This window comes from Cerasibacillus terrae (genome assembly GCF_008039555.1).
Lineage (GTDB): Bacteria > Bacillota > Bacilli > Bacillales > Amphibacillaceae > Cerasibacillus > Cerasibacillus terrae.
On sequence record NZ_VDUW01000002.1, the window covers coordinates 449,304 to 470,484 of the forward strand.

Sequence of the window (21,181 nt, forward strand, 5' to 3'; positions counted from 1 at the left end):
TTGGTAACGCTGGATCCCGCCGCGTGCCCTAAACTGGTCCAATGCTCGAATTTGGTAACGCTGGATTCCGCCGCGTGCCCTAAACTGGTCAAATGCTCGAATTTGGTAACGCTGGATCCTGCCGCGTGCCCCAAACTGGTCCAATGCTCGAATTGGGTAACGCTGGCCCCCGCCGCGTGCCCTAAACTGGTCAAATGCTCGAATTTGGTAACGCTGGATTCCGCCGCGTGCCTTAAATTGGTCCAATGCTCGAATTGGGTAACGCTGGCCCCCGCCGCGTGCCCTAAACTGGTCCAATGTTCGAATTGGGTAACGCTGGCCCCCGCCGCGTGCCCTAAACTGGTCCAATGCTCGAATTTGGTAACGCTGGATTCCGCCGCGTGCCGCAAATTGGTCAAATGCTCGAATTTGGTAACGCTGGATCCCGCCGCGTGCCGCAAATTGGTCAAATGCTCGAATTTGGTAACGCTGGATTCCGCCGCGTGCCCTAAATTGGTCTAATGCTCGATTTTGGTAACGCTGTGTCCCTGCCGCGTGCCTTAAATTGGTTAAATGCTCGAATTAGGTAACGCTGGATTCCGCCGCGTGCCCCAAACTGGTCCAATGCTCGAATTTGGTAACGCGGTGTCCTTGCCGCGTGCCCCAAACTGGTCCAATGCTCGAATTTGGTAACGCTGGATTCTGCCGCGTGCCCCCCTATTTTTAATGATAAAGGATACCAACCACCAAGCCCCAAAGACCATCCTCGTTTTCATACCCCATAATGTAAACATCCCCCCTTGATACTGTATCAAGGGGGGATGTTGAAAAATAATATGTCATCGTTTTCATTATCGTGCCAAAGATTAGTTTGAGCTATTTACGTTTTTGGACTTGTCTTTTCCAAAGGTTAACCACTTGTTTTTATAAGAAATAAAGAAGATAAGGAAAGATGCAAGTAATGTAATTCCAATAAAAGTCCAAGCTTGTCCTTGAATGACTAATAATGGTCCAAATGTAACTAAGAGTACCTCTACAGGTGCAATTGGGATATAGGCTAGACCGTAATCATCGAGTGTCTTACTTTTACCATCTGGGTCAACAATTCGTAATAATGCGATTCCCATTGCAACAGTTCCGGTTGTCCATCCCCAGCTGAAAATGCCTCGTTCAAACCAATAATCTGGGAAGTATTGTCTTGAAATGACAGCAAAGAACATAAATGCGATAAACACTCCAAATGCAAGTAATAAAAGTAGTGGTACGATATAGTCTAATACAACGGAAATGCTGATTGAAGCGATTCCAAAAGTTACAAGAAAATCTGTCGCACTTCCACTAATCCTACTAATAACATGGCTATCAATATATTGATCTGCATTTGTTGAACGTAATATCTTCTGAACAATTAAACCAACGATAAATGCTAATGAAAAGGCAGGAATTGTCGCGGCCGGAATGAGCATCTCGCCCCATTGACTTAAATAATATCCACCCATTGCAACAAATATAACCAATGCAAAGTGAACAGCAAAAGGGTCAACAGACATCGAAGAAATAGTATCCATTTTTACGTTCTTTCTAGATGCTGGTGGAATTAAGCCTGTACGTAATTCGTTTGGTAAATCCTTAAAAGAAGTAAGGTAGGAAGCATATCCTTTGGATGAACCTATTTTTACAAATAGAACTCCGATTAAAATAGCTGCAAGTACACCAACTGTTGCCGATGTCATTGCTAAAGATGTTGCCTCTTCCCAACCATGCTTGGAAAACATATCACCAACAGCAGCTGCAGTACCGTGACCACCAACAAAACCTGCTGCTAGGATCAGACCGAATCCACTATTTAACTCACTCCAAAATGGGTTAATGAGAAGTACTGCAAATAATAGTCCAGCTCCCCACATTAAAATCATCGAGTTTTGGGAAAAAGCCCACATACTACCAACACGATTCTTAATTTGTTTCCAATTAATAACAGTGGTTGTTAAAGGGATGGCACCAAAAATAAAGGCAATTAATATTGCTGGATACGTACCAATTTGATCGGAAAATGGAAGAAAGTTTAATCCGTTTGGTCCAAGTAATAGTCCTAGAAATCCTGCAATAATACTAGCCGGTAAGAACAGTTTTTGTATAAGAGGTACTTTTGCCCGTAAAACTGTACCAATCATCAATAGAGTTGCAGCTAGTCCAAAATCTATAAAAAAGTCCCAGGGGGAAAATTCCATAATAAAAACCTCCTTATGATAACGCTTTTATTTTGATTAGTTTAAAAACAATAAATTGCATTCAGTAACAAATAAAAATAAGATGAAGTGCCACAATTTAATACATTATCATCTCAAATAAAATTAGTAAATAGTTTTAGTTAAAACAAAATAATTGCTATGATTATAATTTTTCCGTTAATATGTTAAATTACCTTTTTAATATATTTTGGGAAAATTCCACTTGTTATTTCCTTCCAGAATAATGAATTTTTCCTCTATTGAAATAGAAGTGAAAATATAGGAAAATAGAAGTGGCAAGAAAAATAATAGGGGAGGGTTTTATAGATGCTTGTTAAAAATGACTATGTTAATAAAAATGAAGTCGTATTCGTTAAAGAAAAGGACAATATGAAAGAGGTCATGAAGACATTAGCAGATTCTGGATATCGATGTATCCCTGTTTTAGATGAACGAGGAGAAAAATATGTTGGTAATGTTTATAAAGTACATTTATTGAAACATGAAAAAGAACATTCTTTGGATGGTCCTTTAGATGAACTAATTGCGGATAGAGAAAACAGCTCTGTAAAAGAAAATGATGCATTTTTTAAGGTGTTTAAATCGATTAAGCAATTACCTTTTCTTGCTGTAGTTGACGAGGAGAAACATTTTCAGGGAATTTTAACCAATGGAAATGTGATTCAAGTATTGGAAAATGCGTGGGGCGTTCACAATGGAAGTTATTCTCTTACAATCGGTACCATTGAATATGCAGGTGCATTACAGAAAATGTTGAGAATTATTAATGAATATTGCAATGTACAAAGTGTCATTTCTTTAAATAATAACTCCCTCTATGTTAGAAGAGTATGTATTGTTTTACCAGAAGAAGTAGATGAAAAATTAATGAAACAAGTCGTAAAAGCTTTAGAAAATCATAATTTAACGATAACAGATATTGAAAAATTGAATTAAATGGAACTTAAAAATCCAAATCTAAAAAAGGCCCCATTTTTTTAAAGTGGAGTCTTTTTTAAATGTTTGCAGATGAACTAGTGGATGACAATTTCATCTTCTGGTCCTTCCATCATAGGAATAATGTTTCATTAACGGAATAAGTTGTCAATAGCTATTGCTTGGCTTATTAATAAATGATAAAATATCGTTACCTATAATCAGAAAAGAATGTAAATAATATTTTTTCAGTTTATGGGGAATATTTATATTTTGGGTGGTGTAATAATTTGCAATGTGAAAAATGTGGATTTGAACAAGAAGCAGGAAAGTTTTGTGGGAAATGTGGTGAACCGTTAGATGCGTCTCATACGGAACAAACCAATGAAACAAATACTGTTGAACAATCGACTGCAAGCATCGAAGAAGTATCATCCACCGTAGAACAAACTCCTAACACAGGTCAAAATGATACATTGGAAAAAGTAAAAGAGACAGCGACTGCATATGGCACGTATTTTCTACATTATTTGAAGCAACCTTCCCTTGTATTTTCAAAAGGTAAAACCGAATTTAAAAATGGTATCATTAATAATGTTCTATTAGTTATTTTACTTTCTTTAACAATTTATTTCATAGGGAAAGACATGTTCTACTACTTTTCGTATTCAGAGTCTGTTTTCCTCCCAGTATTCGGGAAATCCCTTATCTTTTTAGTTGCTTTACTAGCCATTATAATGGGACTTATTTTTATAACGATTAAATTCTTTGGAAAAGAACACCATTTTAAAGAAATTGTTGGTATCTACGGTGTGCATATGATACCAGTAAATATTGTTATCGTAGTTACTTTAATACTTTCCCTTTTAAGTGCCTATGGATCCAGTGTATTCTTACTAAGTCTCACAATGACTCTTATCACTGTAATTATGCCATTGCATATTGTAAGTAAACAACTTACAAAAGACACAGCAAAAGTAGATCCACTATACGGTTATTTATTATATCTAGTATTTTTCGGTGTAGTTGTGTTCATTTTTTCAACAATTTTAATTGACACAGGATTTGGCGAGATAATAAGAGTATTTGGCCTTTTCTAAAATAAAAAATCATGCCACCTTATAACAAAGGATTGGCATGATTTTTTTACATATGATCCACACGATATCTGCGTTGGAATCCCGATATATTTGTTTGAATCCCGATATATTCGCTCGAATCCCGATATCCCGCGCTGAATCCCGATATATTTGTTTGAATCCCGATATATCCGCTTGAATCCCGATATCCCGCTCTGAATCCCGATATAATCGCCTGAATCCCGATATAATGTGCGGAATCCCGATATAATGCTCCGAATCCCGATATATTCGCCTGAAACCCGATATATTCGCTTGAATCCCGATATAATGCTCCGAATCCCGATATAATCGCCTGAATCCCGATATAATGTGCGGAATCCCGATATAATGCTCCGAATCCCGATATATTCGCTTGAATCCCGATATATCCGCTCGAATCCCGATATAATGCTCCGAATCCCGATATATCCGCCTGAATCCCGATATAATGCTCCGAATCCCGATATATTTGCCTGAATCCCGATATATTCGCTCCGAATCCCGATATCCCGCACTAAAATTCCATCTGAACAGTATTCAAATCTCAAAATCTAAATTTAATTTCGAGTTCCTCATACATTTTTTAACATACGGTTTAATGCCAAGATTGCATTGTCAGCTGTTTCTTGTTCTACATGAATTTCATGGACATATTCCTCGGATATAATGGATTCTAGTGAGGCTAGTAAATATGGTAATGTGATCCGATTCATGGTTAAACAAGCGCATAAGTATGGATTTAAAGAGATGATTTTTTTATCTGGATGTTGATTCATTAATCGTTTAACTAAGTTCATTTCTGTTCCAATTGCCCATTTGCTTTTAGCTGGTGCTTCTTCAATCGTGCGGATAATATAACTGGTGGAACCAGATTTGTCAGCGGCACGAACGGTTTCATGTGGACATTCTGGGTGGACGATGACATTCATGTCTGGATGTTTTTCACGAATCTCTTTTACATTATCTGCTGTGAAATTTTCGTGTACAGAACAATGCCCTTTCCATAAAATAATTTTAGCATCTTGAATATCTCCATCATATTCAAATGAAGAGGTTTGTGGATTCCATACTGCCATTTCATCAAGTGGAATCCCAAGCTCATGTGACACGTTTCTGCCTAAATGTTGATCAGGTAAAAATAAAATACGTTCTTTTTGTTCCAAGGCCCATGTAATCATTTTTTTCGCATTAGATGATGTGACGGTTGCTCCGCCATGTTTTCCAACAAATGCTTTAATAGCAGCCGTTGAATTAATATATGTCAAAGGAATAATCGTATCACCAAATGTATCTTGTAAGATGTCCCAGCATTTTTCTGTTTGCCCAATATCCGCCATATCTGCTAAAGAACAGCCTGCCCGTAAATCAGGAAGGAGCACTTTTTGATCCTTTGACGTTAAAATATCTGCAGTTTCTGCCATAAAGTGAACACCACAAAATACAATCACTTCTGCATCTTTATTCTTTTCACTAAGCTGTGCTAATTGAAGGGAGTCCCCTGTAGCATCCGCAAATTGTACTACTTCATCTTTTTGATAATGATGTGCAGGAATAAATAACCGCTTTCCTAATTGTTTCTTTATTTGAATCACTCGTTTTTCCATTTCTTCTACAGATAAATTTTTAATCGATTCAGGTAACCGCTGTTTCTTATCCAACATATCTAGTATTTGCACCATTAAAAAACCTCCCATAAATAAATTAATATTCAATCATTTCTTCCCTCGTTATGAATAATGGTTGTGAGTAATTTCACAATCAATTAAAAAATGTGTTAGAATGGAACTGTTGACATCTATATTGACACAAAACTTGACATATGACAAGACAATAAATGGAAAAATGGGGGAATAGATATGATTTATTTAGATTATGCAGCAACAACACCAATGCGCAAGGAAGTATTACATGCATTTCAAGAGGCTGCAAAAAAATATTATGGTAATCCAAGTAGTTTACATGATATCGGAACAGAGGCAAATGAAGCATTGGAGTTATGTCGTGAGCAATTAGCGGGTACGATTCAAGGGAATAAAGATGGTGTTTATTTTACAAGTGGTGGTTCGGAGTCAAATATCTTAGCTATCCGTTCTTTAATTGAGGCTAACCGTAAAAAGGGAAATCATCTGATTACAACAGATGCTGAGCATTCCTCTGTACACAATTTGTTTAAACAATTAGAAGAAGAAGGATATGAAGTGACTTATTTATCGGTAGATGGAGGCGGGCAGATCGATTTGGCAGACTTTCAAAATGCCCTTCGTAAAGACACAATACTTGCTTCCATTCATCACGGTAATTCAGAAATTGGAGCTGTACAACCTATACTTGAAATTGGAAAAATCCTGAAAGAACATCAGATTATTTTTCACACAGATTGCGTCCAATCATATGGAAAAGTTCCCATTGATGTAAACCAAAACTATATTGATAGTTTGTCCGTATCAAGTCATAAAATATATGGACCAAAAGGAATAGGTATGTGCTATATTAATCCGCGAGTAAACTGGAAGTCACAATACAAGGGTACAACCCATGAAAAAGGATTCCGTCCGGGGACAGTGGATGTTCCAAGTATTTTAGCATTTACAGCAGCAGCTCAAATGATGCATCAAGAAATGGAGGGGCAAAGAAGACGGGATTTACATTTGCGGATGAAATTGGTAAACGGATTAAAAGAACTGTCAAACCAATTTGTTGTGGAAGGTAATGATGATATGGATAAACAACTTCCTCATATCGTTGGGCTCTCGTTTTTACAAGCACAGGGACAATATATTATGCTAGAATGTAATAGATATGGGTTAGCTGTTTCAACTGGAAGCGCCTGTCAAGTTGGGCAACAAAGTCCGTCACGAACAATGCTTTCAATGGGAAAGACAGTGGATGATGCGAAACAGCTTATTCGAATTTCATTTGGGAAAATGACAACAGAAGAACAAATAACCCAAACTATCCAGACAATCGGAAAAGTATTAAAAACATTGCAGAAAATAAATTTATCGCAGCTTAACTGGCTGTAAGATTACATTTCGAGAAGGCTGGCTGTATGATTACATTTCAAGAAGTACTGGGGACCACAAAAATGGATGTCGAAATCAACAGCCAGTAAATGCCCGTTCGATTGTAACTAGTGGCAGATGAGGAAATCTCCCATCACTAGAAATTTCACTTTATAAAATACCGGATTTGTAATAAGGATAAAGGAAAAAAAGGTGGATAAAGGCATGGTAAAAAAATTATTAGGTGAAGAACGAAGAGAATTCATCATGCAATTATTAAAGAAAAGTGACCAACCTATTACAGGTAAGGAGTTAGCTGACAAGACAAATGTAAGTAGACAAGTAATTGTTACAGATATGGCTTTATTAAAAACAAGGAAAGAGCCAATTATTGCGACAAATCGTGGTTATTTATATATAGAAAAACAATCTTCTAAAGGGAAATATAGCCGAGTTATTGTTTGTAATCACACACCAGAAGAGACGAAAAAAGAACTTGAGATTATTGTTGATGCTGGTGTAACAGTAGTCGATGTTATTGTAGAGCACCAAATATATGGCGACTTAACTGGTTCACTCATGATCAGTAGTCGGTATGATGTCAATGAATTTGTTACAGCATTATCCAAACAAGAAGCAAATTTATTATCTGTTTTAACAGAAGGTATTCATTTACACACGTTAGAAGCAGATTCAACGGAAAAATTAGATGCCGCATGCCATGCATTACAAAAGGTGGGCATATTATATACCGACACCAAATAATATTTTTTTATGAAATAAGATGTTATACCATTACTATCAATTAATGGAGGATGGCGATGATGAAGAATGAAAAAGGAATAAAAAGCTCTCTATTTTCATGTCCGACATGTTCTATAGAAAAAAGTGAAGTGGAAGAAAAAAGTAAAATCAAACAATTCTTTTCCAATATTTGCATTGGCCATGTGGCATTATTTTTAGGTGCTATTTACATTGCAGTCATGCAATTATTTTTCATATAACAACTAGGAATCAGACGAACTCCTATTAATAATAAAACAAAAAAGGAGAAGGGTTTCTTATGAAAATTGTCATTGCACCGGATTCTTTTAAAGGAAGTATGTCGGCATTACAGGTAGGCCAGACGATGGAAAAAGCAGTGCTTGAAATTTTTCCTGAATGTCAGTCCATCGTAAAACCAATGGCGGACGGCGGGGAAGGGACATTAGATATTTTATTACAGGCTACAAATGGAAGGAAAATCCCGATTACGTGTACAGGTCCGGATGGAAAAGAGATTTCAACTAGTTATGGGATACAATCTGATCAAAAAACAGCAATGATTGAATGTGCAAATATTGCTGGATTGCCACTTGTTCCTATAGAAATGCGAAACCCTGACAAAACAACATCCTATGGAATTGGAGAAGCTATTCGAGATGCGCTGGATAGAGGCTGTTCTTCCATTGTCATTGGACTTGGCGGAAGTGCGGTAAATGATGGTGGCTTTGGAATGCTTCAAGCATTAGGATTACAAGCCTGGGATGAAAAGGGAAACTTACTATCCCATTTTGGAAAAGACATGCTCCGGGTGGCTAAAGTGAACATAGACAATTTAGATAAGCGAATTTGGCAGACGGAAATTAAAATTGCAAGCGATGTGACAAATCCGTTATGCGGAGAGACAGGTGCAAGTAGTGTATTTGGTCCCCAAAAAGGTGCGACCCCAACACAAGTAACGCAATATGACCAAGCATTGGATACTTATGGAACATTATTAGAAAAAGAATTCGCTCTACTGGTGAAAAATAAACATAGAACGAAAACTGCTCGTGGACTAGAGGACGATGTATCTAAAAAAAGTAAACAAGGCGCAGGTGCTGCAGGAGGTATAGGTTTCGCCCTGTTAACTATTGGTGGAAATATATACTCCGGTGCAAAGCTAATTGCCGACATGATTGAACTTGAATCAGCGATAAAAAAGGCGGATCTTGTTTTAACTGGTGAAGGAAAAAGTGATGAACAAACATTGTACGGAAAGGCCCCTGGTTTTATCGCGGAAATTGCATACAAACATAATGTTCCTACCGTATTAATTTCCGGAAGCCTTGGTGGAGAAACTTCAGCTTTACAGAAAAAGTTTTCCGGTTTCTTTTCCATTCAAAAACAGCCAATAACACTAAAAGACAGCATAAAAAATGCAGAATCATTATTATATGAACAAACAAAACAAATCCTTCACTTTTGGAAACAAATGAGGAAAATCTATTAATACCTTGTGTCGCGAATCCCGAAATATTTGTTTGAAACCCGATATATTCGTCCGAATCCCGATATATGTGTCTGAATCCCGATATATTTGTTTGAATCCCGATATATTTGTTTGAATCCCGATATAATCGTTCTGAATCCCGATATATGTGTCTGAATCCCGATATAATCGTGCGAATCCCGATATATTCGCCTGAATGCCGATATCCCACGCCGAATCCCGATATCCGCCCGAATCCCGATATATGTGTCTGAATCCCGATATCTGCGCTCGAATCCCGATATATTCGCTCGAATCCCGATACATTCGTCCGAATCCCGATATATTCGCCTGAATGCCGATATCCCACGCCGAATCCCGATATCCGCGCTTGAATCCCGATATATTGCTCTGAATCCCGATATCCGCGCTCGAATCCCGATATATTCGCTTGAATCCCGATATCCCACGCCGAATCCCGATATCTCGCTCTGAATCCCGATATCTGCGCCCGAATCCCGATATATTCGCCTGAATCCCGATATATTCGTCCGAATCCCGATATATTTGTTTGAAACCCGATATATGTGTCTGAATCCCGATATAATCGTTCGAATCCCGATATCCGCGCCTGAATCCCGATATCCGCGCTCAAATCCCGATATCCCGCGCTGAATCCCGATACCTGCGCCCAAATCCCGATATCCCACGCCGAATCCCGATATCCCGCCCAAACCTCTCGATAAACCCACCCGAAATTCTGAATTTTTTTATGAATATTGTCTTAATATGTCTAGCGTATTTTTTTTTTAGATGTATAATTAAATGCAGGTGAGTCCGTACAGTGTCTTTAAAATTTAAATTATATGACTGGGAATATGAGGTGTTTATTTCATGAGAAAAAATAAATCTAAAAAGAAAAGAAATCTCTGGATTGTTATTCCGCTTACTATTTTTGCAGTCCTTGTGTTTAGTATTGGGGCGTATGTATTATCCTTTTATGTAAAGGTGAAGAATACAGTGGATAAAGAGATGCATGAGCCGGTAGAATCTATTGATATTTCCAAGGCGAAGAAAAAATTGGAGGATTTGGAACCATTAAATATTCTTCTTTTAGGTGTGGATGCCAGAGCGGGTGATAAGGGTCGTTCTGATGCATTGATGGTTCTTTCGCTTGATCCGCAAAATAACCGTTCCCAATTAATTAGCATCCCTCGTGATACAAGGACGACTATTGTTGGGAAAGGGAAAGAGGATAAAATTAATCATGCATTTGCCTTTGGTGGTGCTGATATGTCTGCTGCTACTGTTAAAAATCTTCTAGATATTGATTTAGACTATTATGTGCAAATTAATATGGAAGGTTTAAAAGAATTAGTGGATGAATTAGGTAATATTACCGTTCAAAATGAAGTGGAATGGTCTGATAGTAAATACAATTTTACAAAAGGTTCCCTTGCAATGGATGGTGATATGACAATGGCATATGTTCGGATGCGTAAACAGGATCCAGAGGGTGACTTCGGCCGAACAAAACGTCAACGGAAAGTAATTGAAGCAATTATTGACCGTGGTGCATCTGTTGGTAACGTTCCGAAAATTAATAGTACGATGGAAATTCTAGGGAAAAATATGGCAACAAACATGGAATTTGGTGATATGAAACAAATTTTCAGTGACTATAGTGGAACGAGAAAAAACATGGATAGTTATATGATGCAGGGTACTGGAACAAAAATTGATGGTGTCTATTATTTAGAAATTCCAGATGAAGAAATCGAAAAGACGCATAAAATGATTACAGAAATCAAATAAAAAAAGTGGCTAACTACTTTTGATTGTAGTCTAGCCACTTTTTGTATGTGGTAAAGGTTTTCAATAAGAATAAAAAGCACATCATCTCTATCAAACAAGAAATGATGTGCCAAAGATATATTCTACCTACAAAAAGGGGAGGGATTAAGCATATAGTAGATTAGCAGAATTCAGTCGATTTCGCACGACAATTCCAAGCCAAGCTGCTAAAACGCCTTTCACTACACCAACAATAATGAAAGGGGCAAAACCTCCTAAAAATGCTGCTGTCCAAGTTAAATTAGCAACTATTTTTAAATAAACTGTTCCAATTGTTAATGTAACAAGCATCCCAATAATGTTTGCAATAATGGCATTTATTACTGTGAATGATGTTTTTTCTAAATAATAACCAATTATAAATGCAGTTGGAATAAATCCAAAAATAAAGCCACCAGTCGGACCAACAATCACACCTAGTCCACCAGAAAAACCTGAGAATACCGGAATCCCTACAGCTCCTAAAATTAAATAAAGTAAGGATGCAAGAGTTCCGTATTTTGAACCTAAAATAGTTGCAACAATTCCAATTGCTAACGTTTGTCCTGTAATTGGTACAAGTGGCAATGGTATTGTTATTTGTGCTAAAATACAGATAATTGCTGTACATAAAGCAGTTAAAATCAGCATACGTAATCTTGATTGTGATGAATCCATTCTCTTACCTCCTTATCATTCCTCTATAATGTTAACCATTAAAAATTTCCGTTAACATTAATTATAGGTTATGTCCCCAATTTGTCAATTCCCTTTTTTAAAATAATAAATAAAACAACAAATTTAGACAGATATTGACATGATTTTGTAATTTTTGTAAAATAAGTGCAATCAATTATTTTCGAATTCTTATATTTTTCTAAAAAGAGGAAGGTGGTATGTTTTTTGAAAAAGAAAGCGCTTTACCATAAAAAAAGATAATTTTGCGGGCAGGCAAAATAGATGTAAGCTTAAAAGCAAACATGTGGTAACAATCGTTTTATAGACAGATAATTGGTAAGTAAAAGGGGAGAACAACATGGAGAAAGATTTGCGAAGAGTTCTTATTGCAAGTGTCGTTGGAAGTGCTGTTGAATGGTTTGATTATTTCTTATATGGCACGGTTGCTGCACTTGTATTTAATCAGTTATTTTTTGTAACAGAAAATCCGGCTTTTGGAACATTATTTGCTTTTGCTACATTTGCACTAGCATTTTTTATCCGCCCTTTAGGTGGGGTCATTTTCAGTCATATTGGGGATCGAATTGGACGAAAGAAAACGTTAGTACTCACATTAAGTATTATGGGTGCTGCTACGTTTTTAATGGGTATTCTACCAACATATGATATGGTTGGAATCTGGGCACCAATTTTCTTAATTATTTTACGCCTCATCCAAGGCTTAGGTTTAGGTGGGGAATGGGGTGGTTCCCTACTATTAGCGGTTGAGTATGCTCCAAAAGAAAAGCGTGGTTTATTCGGTAGTGTCCCACAAACAGGGATTACAATCGGTATGTTGATGGGGACAATCACTCTTTCCATTATGACCTTACTACCAGAAGATGCTTTCTTGGCATGGGGATGGCGTGTCCCATTTTTATTAAGTGCCCTTTTAGTCATCTTTGGTCTGTGGATTAGAAAGGGGATTGACGAAACACCATCATTTAAAAAGGCAAAGGAAAAAGGTGAAATTGCTAAGCTTCCAGTTGTTGATACATTTCGTTATCATTGGAAGGAAGTCCTTATTTCTACAGGGGCAAAAGTAGTGGAAACTGCACCATTTTATATTTTTGGAACTTTTATTGTGTCCTATGCAACCGAACAATTAGATTTCAGTCGAACAGTTACTTTAAATGCTGTCACAATTGCCACGATTATTACAACAATACTCATTCCAATTATGGGAAGTATTTCGGATAAAATTGGCCGTAAAAAGTTATATGTAGGTGGTACCATTTTAATGATGTTATACGCATTTCCTTATTTTTGGCTTATTCATCAAGAATCGGACCTACTATTGATTTTAGCTACAATCATTGGCCTTGGTATTATTTGGGCACCGATTACTGCGGTATTAGGAACGATGTTTTCGGAAATTTTCAGTCCAGAAGTAAGGTATACAGGAGTATCTCTAGGCTATCAAATAGGTGCAGCTGTTGCAGGTGGAACAGCACCATTAGTTGCAACTGCACTCTTAATAAAATTCGATAATTCCTATGTTCCGGTTGCACTATATATTATTTTAACAGCAGTCATATCCCTCATTGCTGTCTTGCCAATTAAAGATCGCCGTAATCAAGATTTAGATGAAGGATATTTTAAAAAAGATGAGGCAGCGCTTTAAAAGGGTTATCATTACTGAAACATTCACCTATGAAAGGCTAACAAATCGTACCAGTAAAATACATTATAGTTAAAATTGAAAAGGATGAATTTTACATGTATATTTTATCAGAAACAGATATCATGAAACATTACCAGATGAAACAGGCCATTCATGATTTAGAAATTGGTTTAATCGCGATGAATAATGGGAAAATAGATAATCCACATCGTACAGTGATTGAATTTCCAGAAAGACATGCATCTATTCTATACATGCCTAGTGCAGATAACGCAGAAAATATTGCTGGGATGAAAACCGTTTCTATTTTTCCGGAAAATGCACAAGTTGGAAAACAGACAACACAAGGTGTATTACTTCTGACAGATACGGAGAATGGGGAACATGTTTGTCTAATGAATGCTTCTTATTTAACAAGACTTCGCACAGGGGCTTTAAGTGGTATTGCAACAAAGAAACTTTCTCGAAAAGATTCTAAAGTATTAGGTGTGATTGGTACAGGAGGCATGGCTTTTGAGCAAGTTTTAGGTGTATTAGCTGTAAGAGATATTGAAAAGCTTATTCTATTTAATCGAACAATAGAAAAGGCGCATATATTTAAAGAAAAGCTTGAACATTTTGGGATAAAAAAAGATATTGAAATTGTTGACAATGTTGATAAAGTCATTCACGCTGCTGATATTGTGAATTGTGCAACACGTTCTGAAACCCCTGTTTTTGATGGGAAACTCTTAAAACCAGCTACACATATTAACGGGGTCGGTTCTTATTTACCCTCCATGCGTGAAGTAGATGAAGTGACCATTCAAAAAGCAGATAAAATTGTTGTAGATGATCTTCATGGTGCTAAAGAAGAAGCCGGGGAATTTATCCATGCAGACAAAAAAGGAATTTGGTCATTTGCGGATGTGTACGGAGAATTACGTGATTTAATGACAAAGCCATTTTACAGAGAAGCTGAAGATGAAATTACTTTCTTTAAATCTGTTGGAGCTTCCTATTTCGATTTAGCTGTTGCAGAAGGAATCTATCGGGAAGCGAAGAAACAAGACTTCGGTGTAAAGGTAGAGATTTAACAAAAATAAACCGATAACAGAATGTCCTGTTATCGGTTTAATATTTCTAGCACGGGTTGACGATAGTTTTAAATGATTTGTAATTCTTTCGGGAAGGATGTTAGTACTTCCACGTCACCCTTTTCATTGATATATACTTCATCTTCAATTCGTACCCCACCAAAATCTGGAATATATATTCCAGGTTCAATCGTGAAGACATAACCTTTTTCAGCAATTTCCTCATTATTTTCGTGGATGGATGGCTCTTCATGCACATCAATTCCTAAGCCATGTCCAACACGGTTATTGAAGTAAGCATCATATCCTTTTTCCTTAATAACATTACGAGATGCGATATCAAATGTTTTTAGTGGAACTCCTGCTTTTACGGCATCAATTCCAGCATTTGTTGCTTCAAGGACAATATTATAGATTTCTTTTTGCTTTTCACTTGCCTCTTGAAAAACAAAAGTTCTTGTCATATCAGAGCAGTAACCATCTTTTATAACACCCATATCAATTAAAATGAAATCGCCTTTTTTCAACTTACGAGATCCTGGTGCACCATGCGGAAGTGCAGCATTTTCTCCAAAAAGGGCGATGGTCGAGAAGGAAGGTCCATCTGCACCAAATTTACGCATGAGGTATTCTAACTCTGCTACAAGCTCTGCTTCTGTCATACCTTCTTTTACTTTTTTAATACCTTCCTCATAAACCTTTTCAATAATATGAACGGCTTCTACCATATAATCGATTTCTTCTTTTGATTTTACAAGTCGTTGACGATTTACTTGTGGCTGTACATCGGTAAATGTCGCATTGGAGAAAACAGATTGCATATGGTTGTATTGGAAAACATTCATTGTTTTCATTTCAATGCCAACCGTTTGTACATCTGTTGCCACATTATCTTGTAAAACATCAAAAGGGCTCTGTTCATCGGAAATCCCGATAATATTTGTAATAGATGATTGCTGCTGTGCCATATCTTTATCTAATGCAGGAACGAAAAGAGTTGTTTTTTCCATTTTTCGATCAACCACAAGTGCTAAAAAGCGCTCATGTGGTTCGCATTGAAAACCAGTATAATAGAAAACATTTGCTGGTGTGGTGATCAATGCTATGTCAACATTTTGTTTCTCTAAATAAGATTGTAATTGGTTCAGTCTTTCATTAACTGTCATATGAGTAGCCTCCACTTAAGTTGTATTTCATTAATTAAACGATGATAACTTTATTATAACAAAATGGAAACGTTCTATCATACGATAGCCTTGTAATGCTTAGAAATCCCTATTTTCTATTGGAAGAAGCATACGACATGAAAAATTGGAATTTCCGCGAGTGTATCGGTATTACAGCGAGTATATCGGGACTTCCGTAGATATATCAGGATTTCAATAAGCACGTATATCAAAAATTCATCATTATAGACTTAAAAACCAAGCTGCGATGGAAAAGTATATTAATACTCCAGTAATATCAGCAATAGATGTGATAAGTGGTGCACTTGCTGTTGCTGGGTCTAATTCTAGCTTTTTGAAAATAAATGGTAATGACATTCCAATTAGACTACCAACAATGACAATCAGAACCATTGTTAGAGCAACGACAACAGCAATTTCGACACCTCCTCTAAACATTCCAACTGTAGCAACGGCAAGGGCCATAGTTATCCCGAGTGCAATTGCAACAGAAATCTCCTTTGTAAACATTTTTAACCAGTCTTTTACTTTGATATCACCTATTGCCATGGCACGAATCATCAGTGTTGCTGATTGAGAACCAGCATTTCCGCCACTATCAACAAGTAGTGGTAAAAAGAACACGAGGGCAATATTGGATTCTATGACGTCTTCGAAATGAGCAATCCCTGCACCGGAAAATACATTCATAAAGACAAGTACAACAAGCCATCCAATCCGTTTTCGATATAGGGTAAACATACTTGCGTTTTTTAACCCATCTTCTAGTAGACTTACAGGTGCCATTTTTTGAAAATCCTCAGTTGCCTCTTCCTGCATCACATCCAGGATATCTTCCACATGGACAACTCCGATTAATTTTCCTTTTATATCGACAACAGGGATGGAAACCAAATCCGTATCACGAAAGACTTTTGCCGCTTCCTCTTGATCTAAATCGATTAATAAACGATGAATATCATGTGTCATAATTTGTTTAATCATCAAATTTTCATCTGCACCTAATAACTCCCGGAGAGATAGTGTACCAGTCAATGTATGGTCATGTTGAGAAACATATAAATAGTGAATGTTTTTCATTTCTTTTGCATGCTTTTTTACATGATCCAGTGCCTGTTTTACAGTAAAAGATTCATGAAGTGTAATGAAATCCAATGTCATTAACTCTCCAACAGTTTCTTTTGATAATACTTTTCTTTTTTTACTCATTTCTGTGGTCCTCCTTACATGCTGACCACATCAGAGTGATAGAAGTGGTCAACATACATATATTGTTTGCATATTCGCCAATCATCATCAACATCGAAACCTATATGACCATCCATTCCATCACCCCCTTAACATATAAAAAAACACCTTCAACGAATGAAGGTGTTTAATATCTAATCATAATAGAAATCAATACATAATAAAAAGACATCCAATGCATGAATTCTACTTTCCTCCATTCGTTTAGTTTTAGCACTGTATGGCATAGGAATATTCCAGCTACATTAAAAATCACCTTATCTCGATGATTCTAGTTCGACCCATTGGAGTCTCTCGACCTTTTTGGGCAGTAGCATATCTCCATACAGGAGCCTCACCTAACGAAGGTTCATATGAATTTTTTGAAAAATTTACAATCTGGATGGTATTATATGTGATTTATTACATATCTGTCAAGTAGCATTTAAAAATATTACCCTGACTTTTTACATAATGCTTTCATTTTCACAAGTTCTACAGTCTTCCAAATCAATACAAGTGTTAATATAACAAGCCCGATAATCTGTAGTTGAAAAAGCATACGGAAAAACATCTCTCCTGTTTTCTCATACATTAGAAAAGTAGCATTCGTAATCGCTGCACTTGGGAAGAGAAATGCCCACCATGAAATAAAAAATGGCCCACTGAAAAATCGTTTGATTTGAAAAAGAAATAATAAACCTAAATAGAAGGCAATTCCATATAAAATATAAGCAAACACATCAAGCTTACCAGTCAGTTTGATATAAGACATAAATCCGATACTTGGTGGTGCTAGTAATATAAACAAAGTAGGTATTAGTTGTCTAGGTAGTGACGGATGAAAAAACATCCGATTCATAAATAAAGTCATATAGATGATACTGAATAAAATTCCTATACTAAAAAATAACCAGTTGATAAATGCACCCACATGAAAAACTCCAGCCAATGGGACAACGATGTTTCCTACGATTGGGATAAACCAGACAGGGTTGAATTGTTGAATTTGAAAAGCTGATTTCCACATGAGCTTTGTTAATATGAGTAATGTTAAACCTAGTTGCAATAGGCTACCAATTCCCCAAATAATAAGAGATGTGAGTTGCTGAATATCATAGAAGAGAACACTTATTAATAAAAGACTAATAGAAATAGCTCCGAAAAAATTCATTTTCACTGGATGATTAAAATCAGTCGCTACATCTTCTGTGTGGGCAATCACTCGATAGAGTAACATACCACCATTTATGATAAATAAAAGAACTGCCATAATAAGAAAAACAGTTGATATAGATGGTTCTAATTCATATAGCTGTTCGAATTGTTTTAATGCTATTGCTGCACCTGAGATTCCCATGACACTTGCGAATAATGCAATCGGGAAGTAGCGGATACTTCTTTGGTCGTTTGTCATTGTCCTTTTTTCCTCCTATGATTAGTACTGTTATTAATTTATATAAATCGGTTTGTATACCTAATGGGGTATCTGTTACTAATATTCTATCTTACAAAAAAATTTAGTGATTGTCATCTTTTTTGTTTCAAGTAGTATTTTCTGTGGGGAAATTAACGGGGAAATACAATATAGATTGCTATATAAATTGTAATGATAATAGTATTAAGCCAGCATTTATTATGGTTTTTGCATTCTGATATTCGTTAATATATCAATTATTCTTTGCTCTAAAGGACCCCACTATGAGAAAACGAGAAACTTAATAAATTCCAGTTTTCCTGTTGCATATTAAATCAACATGTTGTATGATACAAGATGTCTGTTTCTAAACTTACTACATGTGGAATAAAAAGATAGATTGAAACGTTCTCAGCCTAAACTGTAGAACGTTTTTTTAATGCACAATTATATTTTTCACTAAAATATTCCGAGATAGGAAATGAGTGCCAGTAAGATTGGAATGGAATGAGTCTCTATTAATCTATCTATTCTTTATGTAGTAAACCTTTTTAAAATACAACATAGACAAAAGGGGGAATTCTCTCATGGTCAGTACGTACCTATGGGTTCTATTTACGTTATTTATGTTGATTATGGTAGGTGTTAGTGTTTATGCCGCCAGAAAGACGAAAACAATGGAGGATTTTGCAATTAGTGGTGCAAGTCTTGGACCATATGTATTGGGGTTGTCTCTTGCTGCAACCTTATTTAGTGCGGCTACATTTATGGGATATCCAGGTTATTCCTATGCATGGGGATTTAGTAACTTATGGTTATATCTAGCAATCTTTATTTCAGCTCCATTAGGTTTTATTACCATTGCTAAAACCGTTTATAAGCAAAATGAATTTCAAAAATCATTATCCTTACCAGATTGGTTGGGAGATTACTATAATAGTGACTTTTTAAGAGTTGGTTCCGGGTTAATTATGTTATTTAATTTATTCTATATTGCCGCACAGTTCTCTGCTGGAGCGCAGATTTTCCAAAATATGCTCGGATTAAGCTATCACACAGGATTGATTGCGATTGCTGTGATTGTTGTTGGTTATGTGTATGTTGGAGGATCATATGCGGATGTATATACAGATGCTGTACAGGCTGTCATGATGGCTGTGACAGGTGTGATTGTATTTGTTTCAGGGATTATATTCTTTGGAGATGGGAGCATTACATCGACATTGAAAAATGTGTCAGATAATTTAGCCGAGCAAGATGGTAAATTACTAGAAGTATTTAACCCAGAATCAAATTACTACGCTATTTCAGCCATTATTGGTCTATTAATCATCCAATTTTCCTTTTCCGCACAACCACAATTGTTTAATAAAGTATTGTCACTAAAACATAAAAAAGATTTACGGAAAATGATTATTGTTTATATTGTAGCAGCGGCGATGTGTCTACTCGTTCTTTTTGGTGGATTGTATGCACGTGTTGCTGTTCCAGGCTTAGAAGCAGCTGACTTAGCTTTATTAGAATATGTTGAATGGGGATTCCCAGCAATTTTAGCTGCATTTGTAGCAGTTGTTATTTTGGCAGCAGCACTATCAACGACAGATGGTTTGTTTGTTGTTATGTCAACTGTTTTTGCAAATGATATTTTCAAAAAAGTTCTCGTTAAAAAAGGAATTGTCAAAGTAAGTGAGGAAAAAGCAGATAAAATCGCTTTAAAAATCAGTCGGATTGCCGTATTGGGTGTCGGTGTCATAGCCGCTATCCTCGTCATCAGTCCACCTCCATTTTTAGCAGATTTAATGTGGGTTGGAATTTCTGGTGTCTCTGCTGGAACATTAGGACCGATTATGTACGCTGTTTTCGGTAAAAAGAAAGCATCCCCACGTGCAGCAGAAGGATCCATGATTATCGGTATGGCAGCATATTTAGTAATTGTATTTACAGGAGTCGAGTCAAGCCCACTCGCAGCAGGTGGTTGGGCAACAGCAATTGGAATTATTTCCATGTTTATTTTGGCCAATATCTTTAAAAGACCAGTAAAAGCTTCTTAATATTTTCGCGGAAAATTCATAATTTTATACAAACAATACACACACCTTGATAAAATATATTCTTAAAATATAAGGAGGAGTAATACCATGTGGATCAATACAATGCTTACAATTTGGCTGTCAGGCCTCATTTTCTCTGTATCTTTATTTACATTTTTACTATGGAAATTTTATTCGATTGAGGAAGAAGAATAAAAGGCGAGGGGGGCTGTCTTAACAGCCCCCCTTTTAATAACCTGTGTTCGAATCCCAATATAAGCGCCTGAATCCCGATATAAGCGCCTGAATCCCGATATATGCGCCTGAATCCCGATAAGTGTGCTCGAATCCCGATATGTTGCTCTGAATCCCGATATAATGCTCTGAATCCCGATAAGTGTGCTGGAATCCCGATATCTGTGCCTGAATCCCGATATAATGAGTCAAGTCCTAAATCCTGTGTAAAATCCCAAATACAAGTTTTCAACTTTTTATAATCTATGATTGAATTTTATTTGTTTGGGAGGGGTACCCCTCCCAAACAAATAAAATTTCCGCGCTAAAAATA

General features: G+C 36.5%; 19 protein-coding genes and 1 riboswitch. Of the genes, 10 read left to right on the forward strand and 9 right to left on the reverse strand.

Translation table 11 applies throughout. The annotated features are described in order from the left end of the window. Nucleotides 1-845: 845 nt before the first annotated feature. Nucleotides 846-2,210: a sodium/glutamate symporter gene (locus FHP05_RS05540; protein WP_147666234.1), complete on the reverse strand. Its 1,365-nt coding sequence runs from the start codon at nt 2,208-2,210 to the stop codon at nt 846-848. Between the two features lie 327 nt (nt 2,211-2,537). Between FHP05_RS05540 and cbpA the strand changes: the two genes are divergently transcribed. Together cbpA and FHP05_RS05550 are read left to right on the forward strand one after the other, a co-directional pair. Next, nucleotides 2,538-3,167: a cyclic di-AMP binding protein CbpA gene (gene cbpA, locus FHP05_RS05545; protein ID WP_147666235.1), complete on the forward strand. Its 630-nt coding sequence runs from the start codon at nt 2,538-2,540 to the stop codon at nt 3,165-3,167. A 269-nt stretch (nt 3,168-3,436) separates the two neighbouring features. Beyond that, nucleotides 3,437-4,246 carry a Yip1 family protein gene (locus tag FHP05_RS05550; RefSeq protein ID WP_147666236.1) on the forward strand — a complete coding sequence of 270 codons (810 nt, stop codon included), beginning with the start codon at nt 3,437-3,439 and terminating at the stop codon, nt 4,244-4,246. Here FHP05_RS05550 and FHP05_RS05555 read toward each other — a convergent pair. Both FHP05_RS05555 and nadA read right to left on the reverse strand, forming a co-directional pair. Continuing rightward, a complete protein-coding gene (locus FHP05_RS05555; RefSeq protein ID WP_147666237.1) occupies nt 4,243-4,782 on the reverse strand; it encodes a hypothetical protein in 540 nt (179 codons plus the stop codon). The genes FHP05_RS05550 and FHP05_RS05555 overlap by 4 nt on opposite strands. A 57-nt stretch (nt 4,783-4,839) precedes the next feature. Further along, nucleotides 4,840-5,946, reverse strand: coding sequence for a quinolinate synthase NadA (gene nadA / locus FHP05_RS05560; RefSeq protein ID WP_147666238.1), 1,107 nt, complete (start codon nt 5,944-5,946; stop codon nt 4,840-4,842). A 177-nt stretch (nt 5,947-6,123) separates the two neighbouring features. Here nadA and FHP05_RS05565 point away from each other — a divergent pair, with 177 nt between their 5' ends. The 4 genes from FHP05_RS05565 (at nt 6,124) to FHP05_RS05580 (ending at nt 9,523) form a co-directional block, all read left to right on the forward strand. Next, complete coding sequence (locus FHP05_RS05565; RefSeq protein ID WP_147666239.1) at nt 6,124-7,290, forward strand: IscS subfamily cysteine desulfurase; 1,167 nt, start codon at nt 6,124-6,126, stop codon at nt 7,288-7,290. Nucleotides 7,291-7,494: 204 nt separating this feature from the next. After that, nucleotides 7,495-8,034: a transcription repressor NadR gene (locus FHP05_RS05570; protein WP_147666240.1), complete on the forward strand. Its 540-nt coding sequence runs from the start codon at nt 7,495-7,497 to the stop codon at nt 8,032-8,034. A gap of 59 nt (nt 8,035-8,093) precedes the next feature. Further along, entirely contained in the window at nt 8,094-8,273 is a 180-nt protein-coding gene (locus FHP05_RS05575) for a hypothetical protein (RefSeq protein WP_147666241.1), read from the forward strand. A gap of 59 nt (nt 8,274-8,332) precedes the next feature. Continuing rightward, nucleotides 8,333-9,523, forward strand: coding sequence for a glycerate kinase (locus FHP05_RS05580; RefSeq protein WP_147666242.1), 1,191 nt, complete (start codon nt 8,333-8,335; stop codon nt 9,521-9,523). Here FHP05_RS05580 and FHP05_RS05585 read toward each other — a convergent pair. Continuing rightward, a complete protein-coding gene (locus FHP05_RS05585; RefSeq protein WP_147666243.1) occupies nt 9,520-10,236 on the reverse strand; it encodes a hypothetical protein in 717 nt (238 codons plus the stop codon). The two genes, FHP05_RS05580 and FHP05_RS05585, sit on opposite strands and share 4 nt — an antisense overlap. Nucleotides 10,237-10,396: 160 nt before the next feature. Between FHP05_RS05585 and FHP05_RS05590 the strand changes: the two genes are divergently transcribed. After that, nucleotides 10,397-11,317, forward strand: coding sequence for an LCP family glycopolymer transferase (locus FHP05_RS05590; RefSeq protein WP_147666244.1), 921 nt, complete (start codon nt 10,397-10,399; stop codon nt 11,315-11,317). Nucleotides 11,318-11,461: 144 nt separating this feature from the next. Here FHP05_RS05590 and FHP05_RS05595 read toward each other — a convergent pair whose 3' ends face one another. Beyond that, complete coding sequence (locus FHP05_RS05595) at nt 11,462-12,013, reverse strand: biotin transporter BioY (protein ID WP_147666245.1); 552 nt, start codon at nt 12,011-12,013, stop codon at nt 11,462-11,464. A 358-nt stretch (nt 12,014-12,371) separates the two neighbouring features. On the opposite strand from FHP05_RS05595, the gene FHP05_RS05600 reads away from it, so the two are divergent. Both FHP05_RS05600 and FHP05_RS05605 read left to right on the forward strand, forming a co-directional pair. Next, on the forward strand, nt 12,372-13,676 hold the full coding sequence (locus tag FHP05_RS05600; protein ID WP_147666246.1) for an MFS transporter: 1,305 nt from the start codon (nt 12,372-12,374) through the stop codon (nt 13,674-13,676). 95 nt (nt 13,677-13,771) lie between these two features. Next, nucleotides 13,772-14,752, forward strand: coding sequence for an ornithine cyclodeaminase family protein (locus FHP05_RS05605; RefSeq protein WP_147666247.1), 981 nt, complete (start codon nt 13,772-13,774; stop codon nt 14,750-14,752). A 68-nt stretch (nt 14,753-14,820) separates the two neighbouring features. Here the strand turns inward: FHP05_RS05605 and FHP05_RS05610 are convergent, their stop codons facing one another. The 3 genes from FHP05_RS05610 to FHP05_RS05620 form a co-directional block, all read right to left on the reverse strand. Further along, nucleotides 14,821-15,918: a M24 family metallopeptidase gene (locus tag FHP05_RS05610; protein WP_147666248.1), complete on the reverse strand. Its 1,098-nt coding sequence runs from the start codon at nt 15,916-15,918 to the stop codon at nt 14,821-14,823. A gap of 243 nt (nt 15,919-16,161) precedes the next feature. Further along, nucleotides 16,162-17,148: a magnesium transporter gene (mgtE, locus tag FHP05_RS05615; protein WP_147666249.1), complete on the reverse strand. Its 987-nt coding sequence runs from the start codon at nt 17,146-17,148 to the stop codon at nt 16,162-16,164. Nucleotides 17,149-17,375: 227 nt separating this feature from the next. Beyond that, nucleotides 17,376-17,540: riboswitch (M-box (ykoK) riboswitch) on the reverse strand. Nucleotides 17,541-17,620: 80 nt separating this feature from the next. After that, complete coding sequence (locus FHP05_RS05620) at nt 17,621-18,583, reverse strand: SLAC1 anion channel family protein (RefSeq protein ID WP_147666250.1); 963 nt, start codon at nt 18,581-18,583, stop codon at nt 17,621-17,623. A gap of 587 nt (nt 18,584-19,170) precedes the next feature. Between FHP05_RS05620 and FHP05_RS05625 the strand changes: the two genes are divergently transcribed. Further along, nucleotides 19,171-20,634, forward strand: coding sequence for a sodium:solute symporter family protein (locus FHP05_RS05625; protein WP_147666251.1), 1,464 nt, complete (start codon nt 19,171-19,173; stop codon nt 20,632-20,634). A gap of 228 nt (nt 20,635-20,862) precedes the next feature. Here the strand turns inward: FHP05_RS05625 and FHP05_RS05630 are convergent, their stop codons facing one another. Then, nucleotides 20,863-21,060, reverse strand: a complete 198-nt coding sequence (locus FHP05_RS05630) for a hypothetical protein (protein WP_147666252.1) — start codon at nt 21,058-21,060, stop codon at nt 20,863-20,865. Between the last annotated feature and the right edge of the window lie 121 nt (nt 21,061-21,181).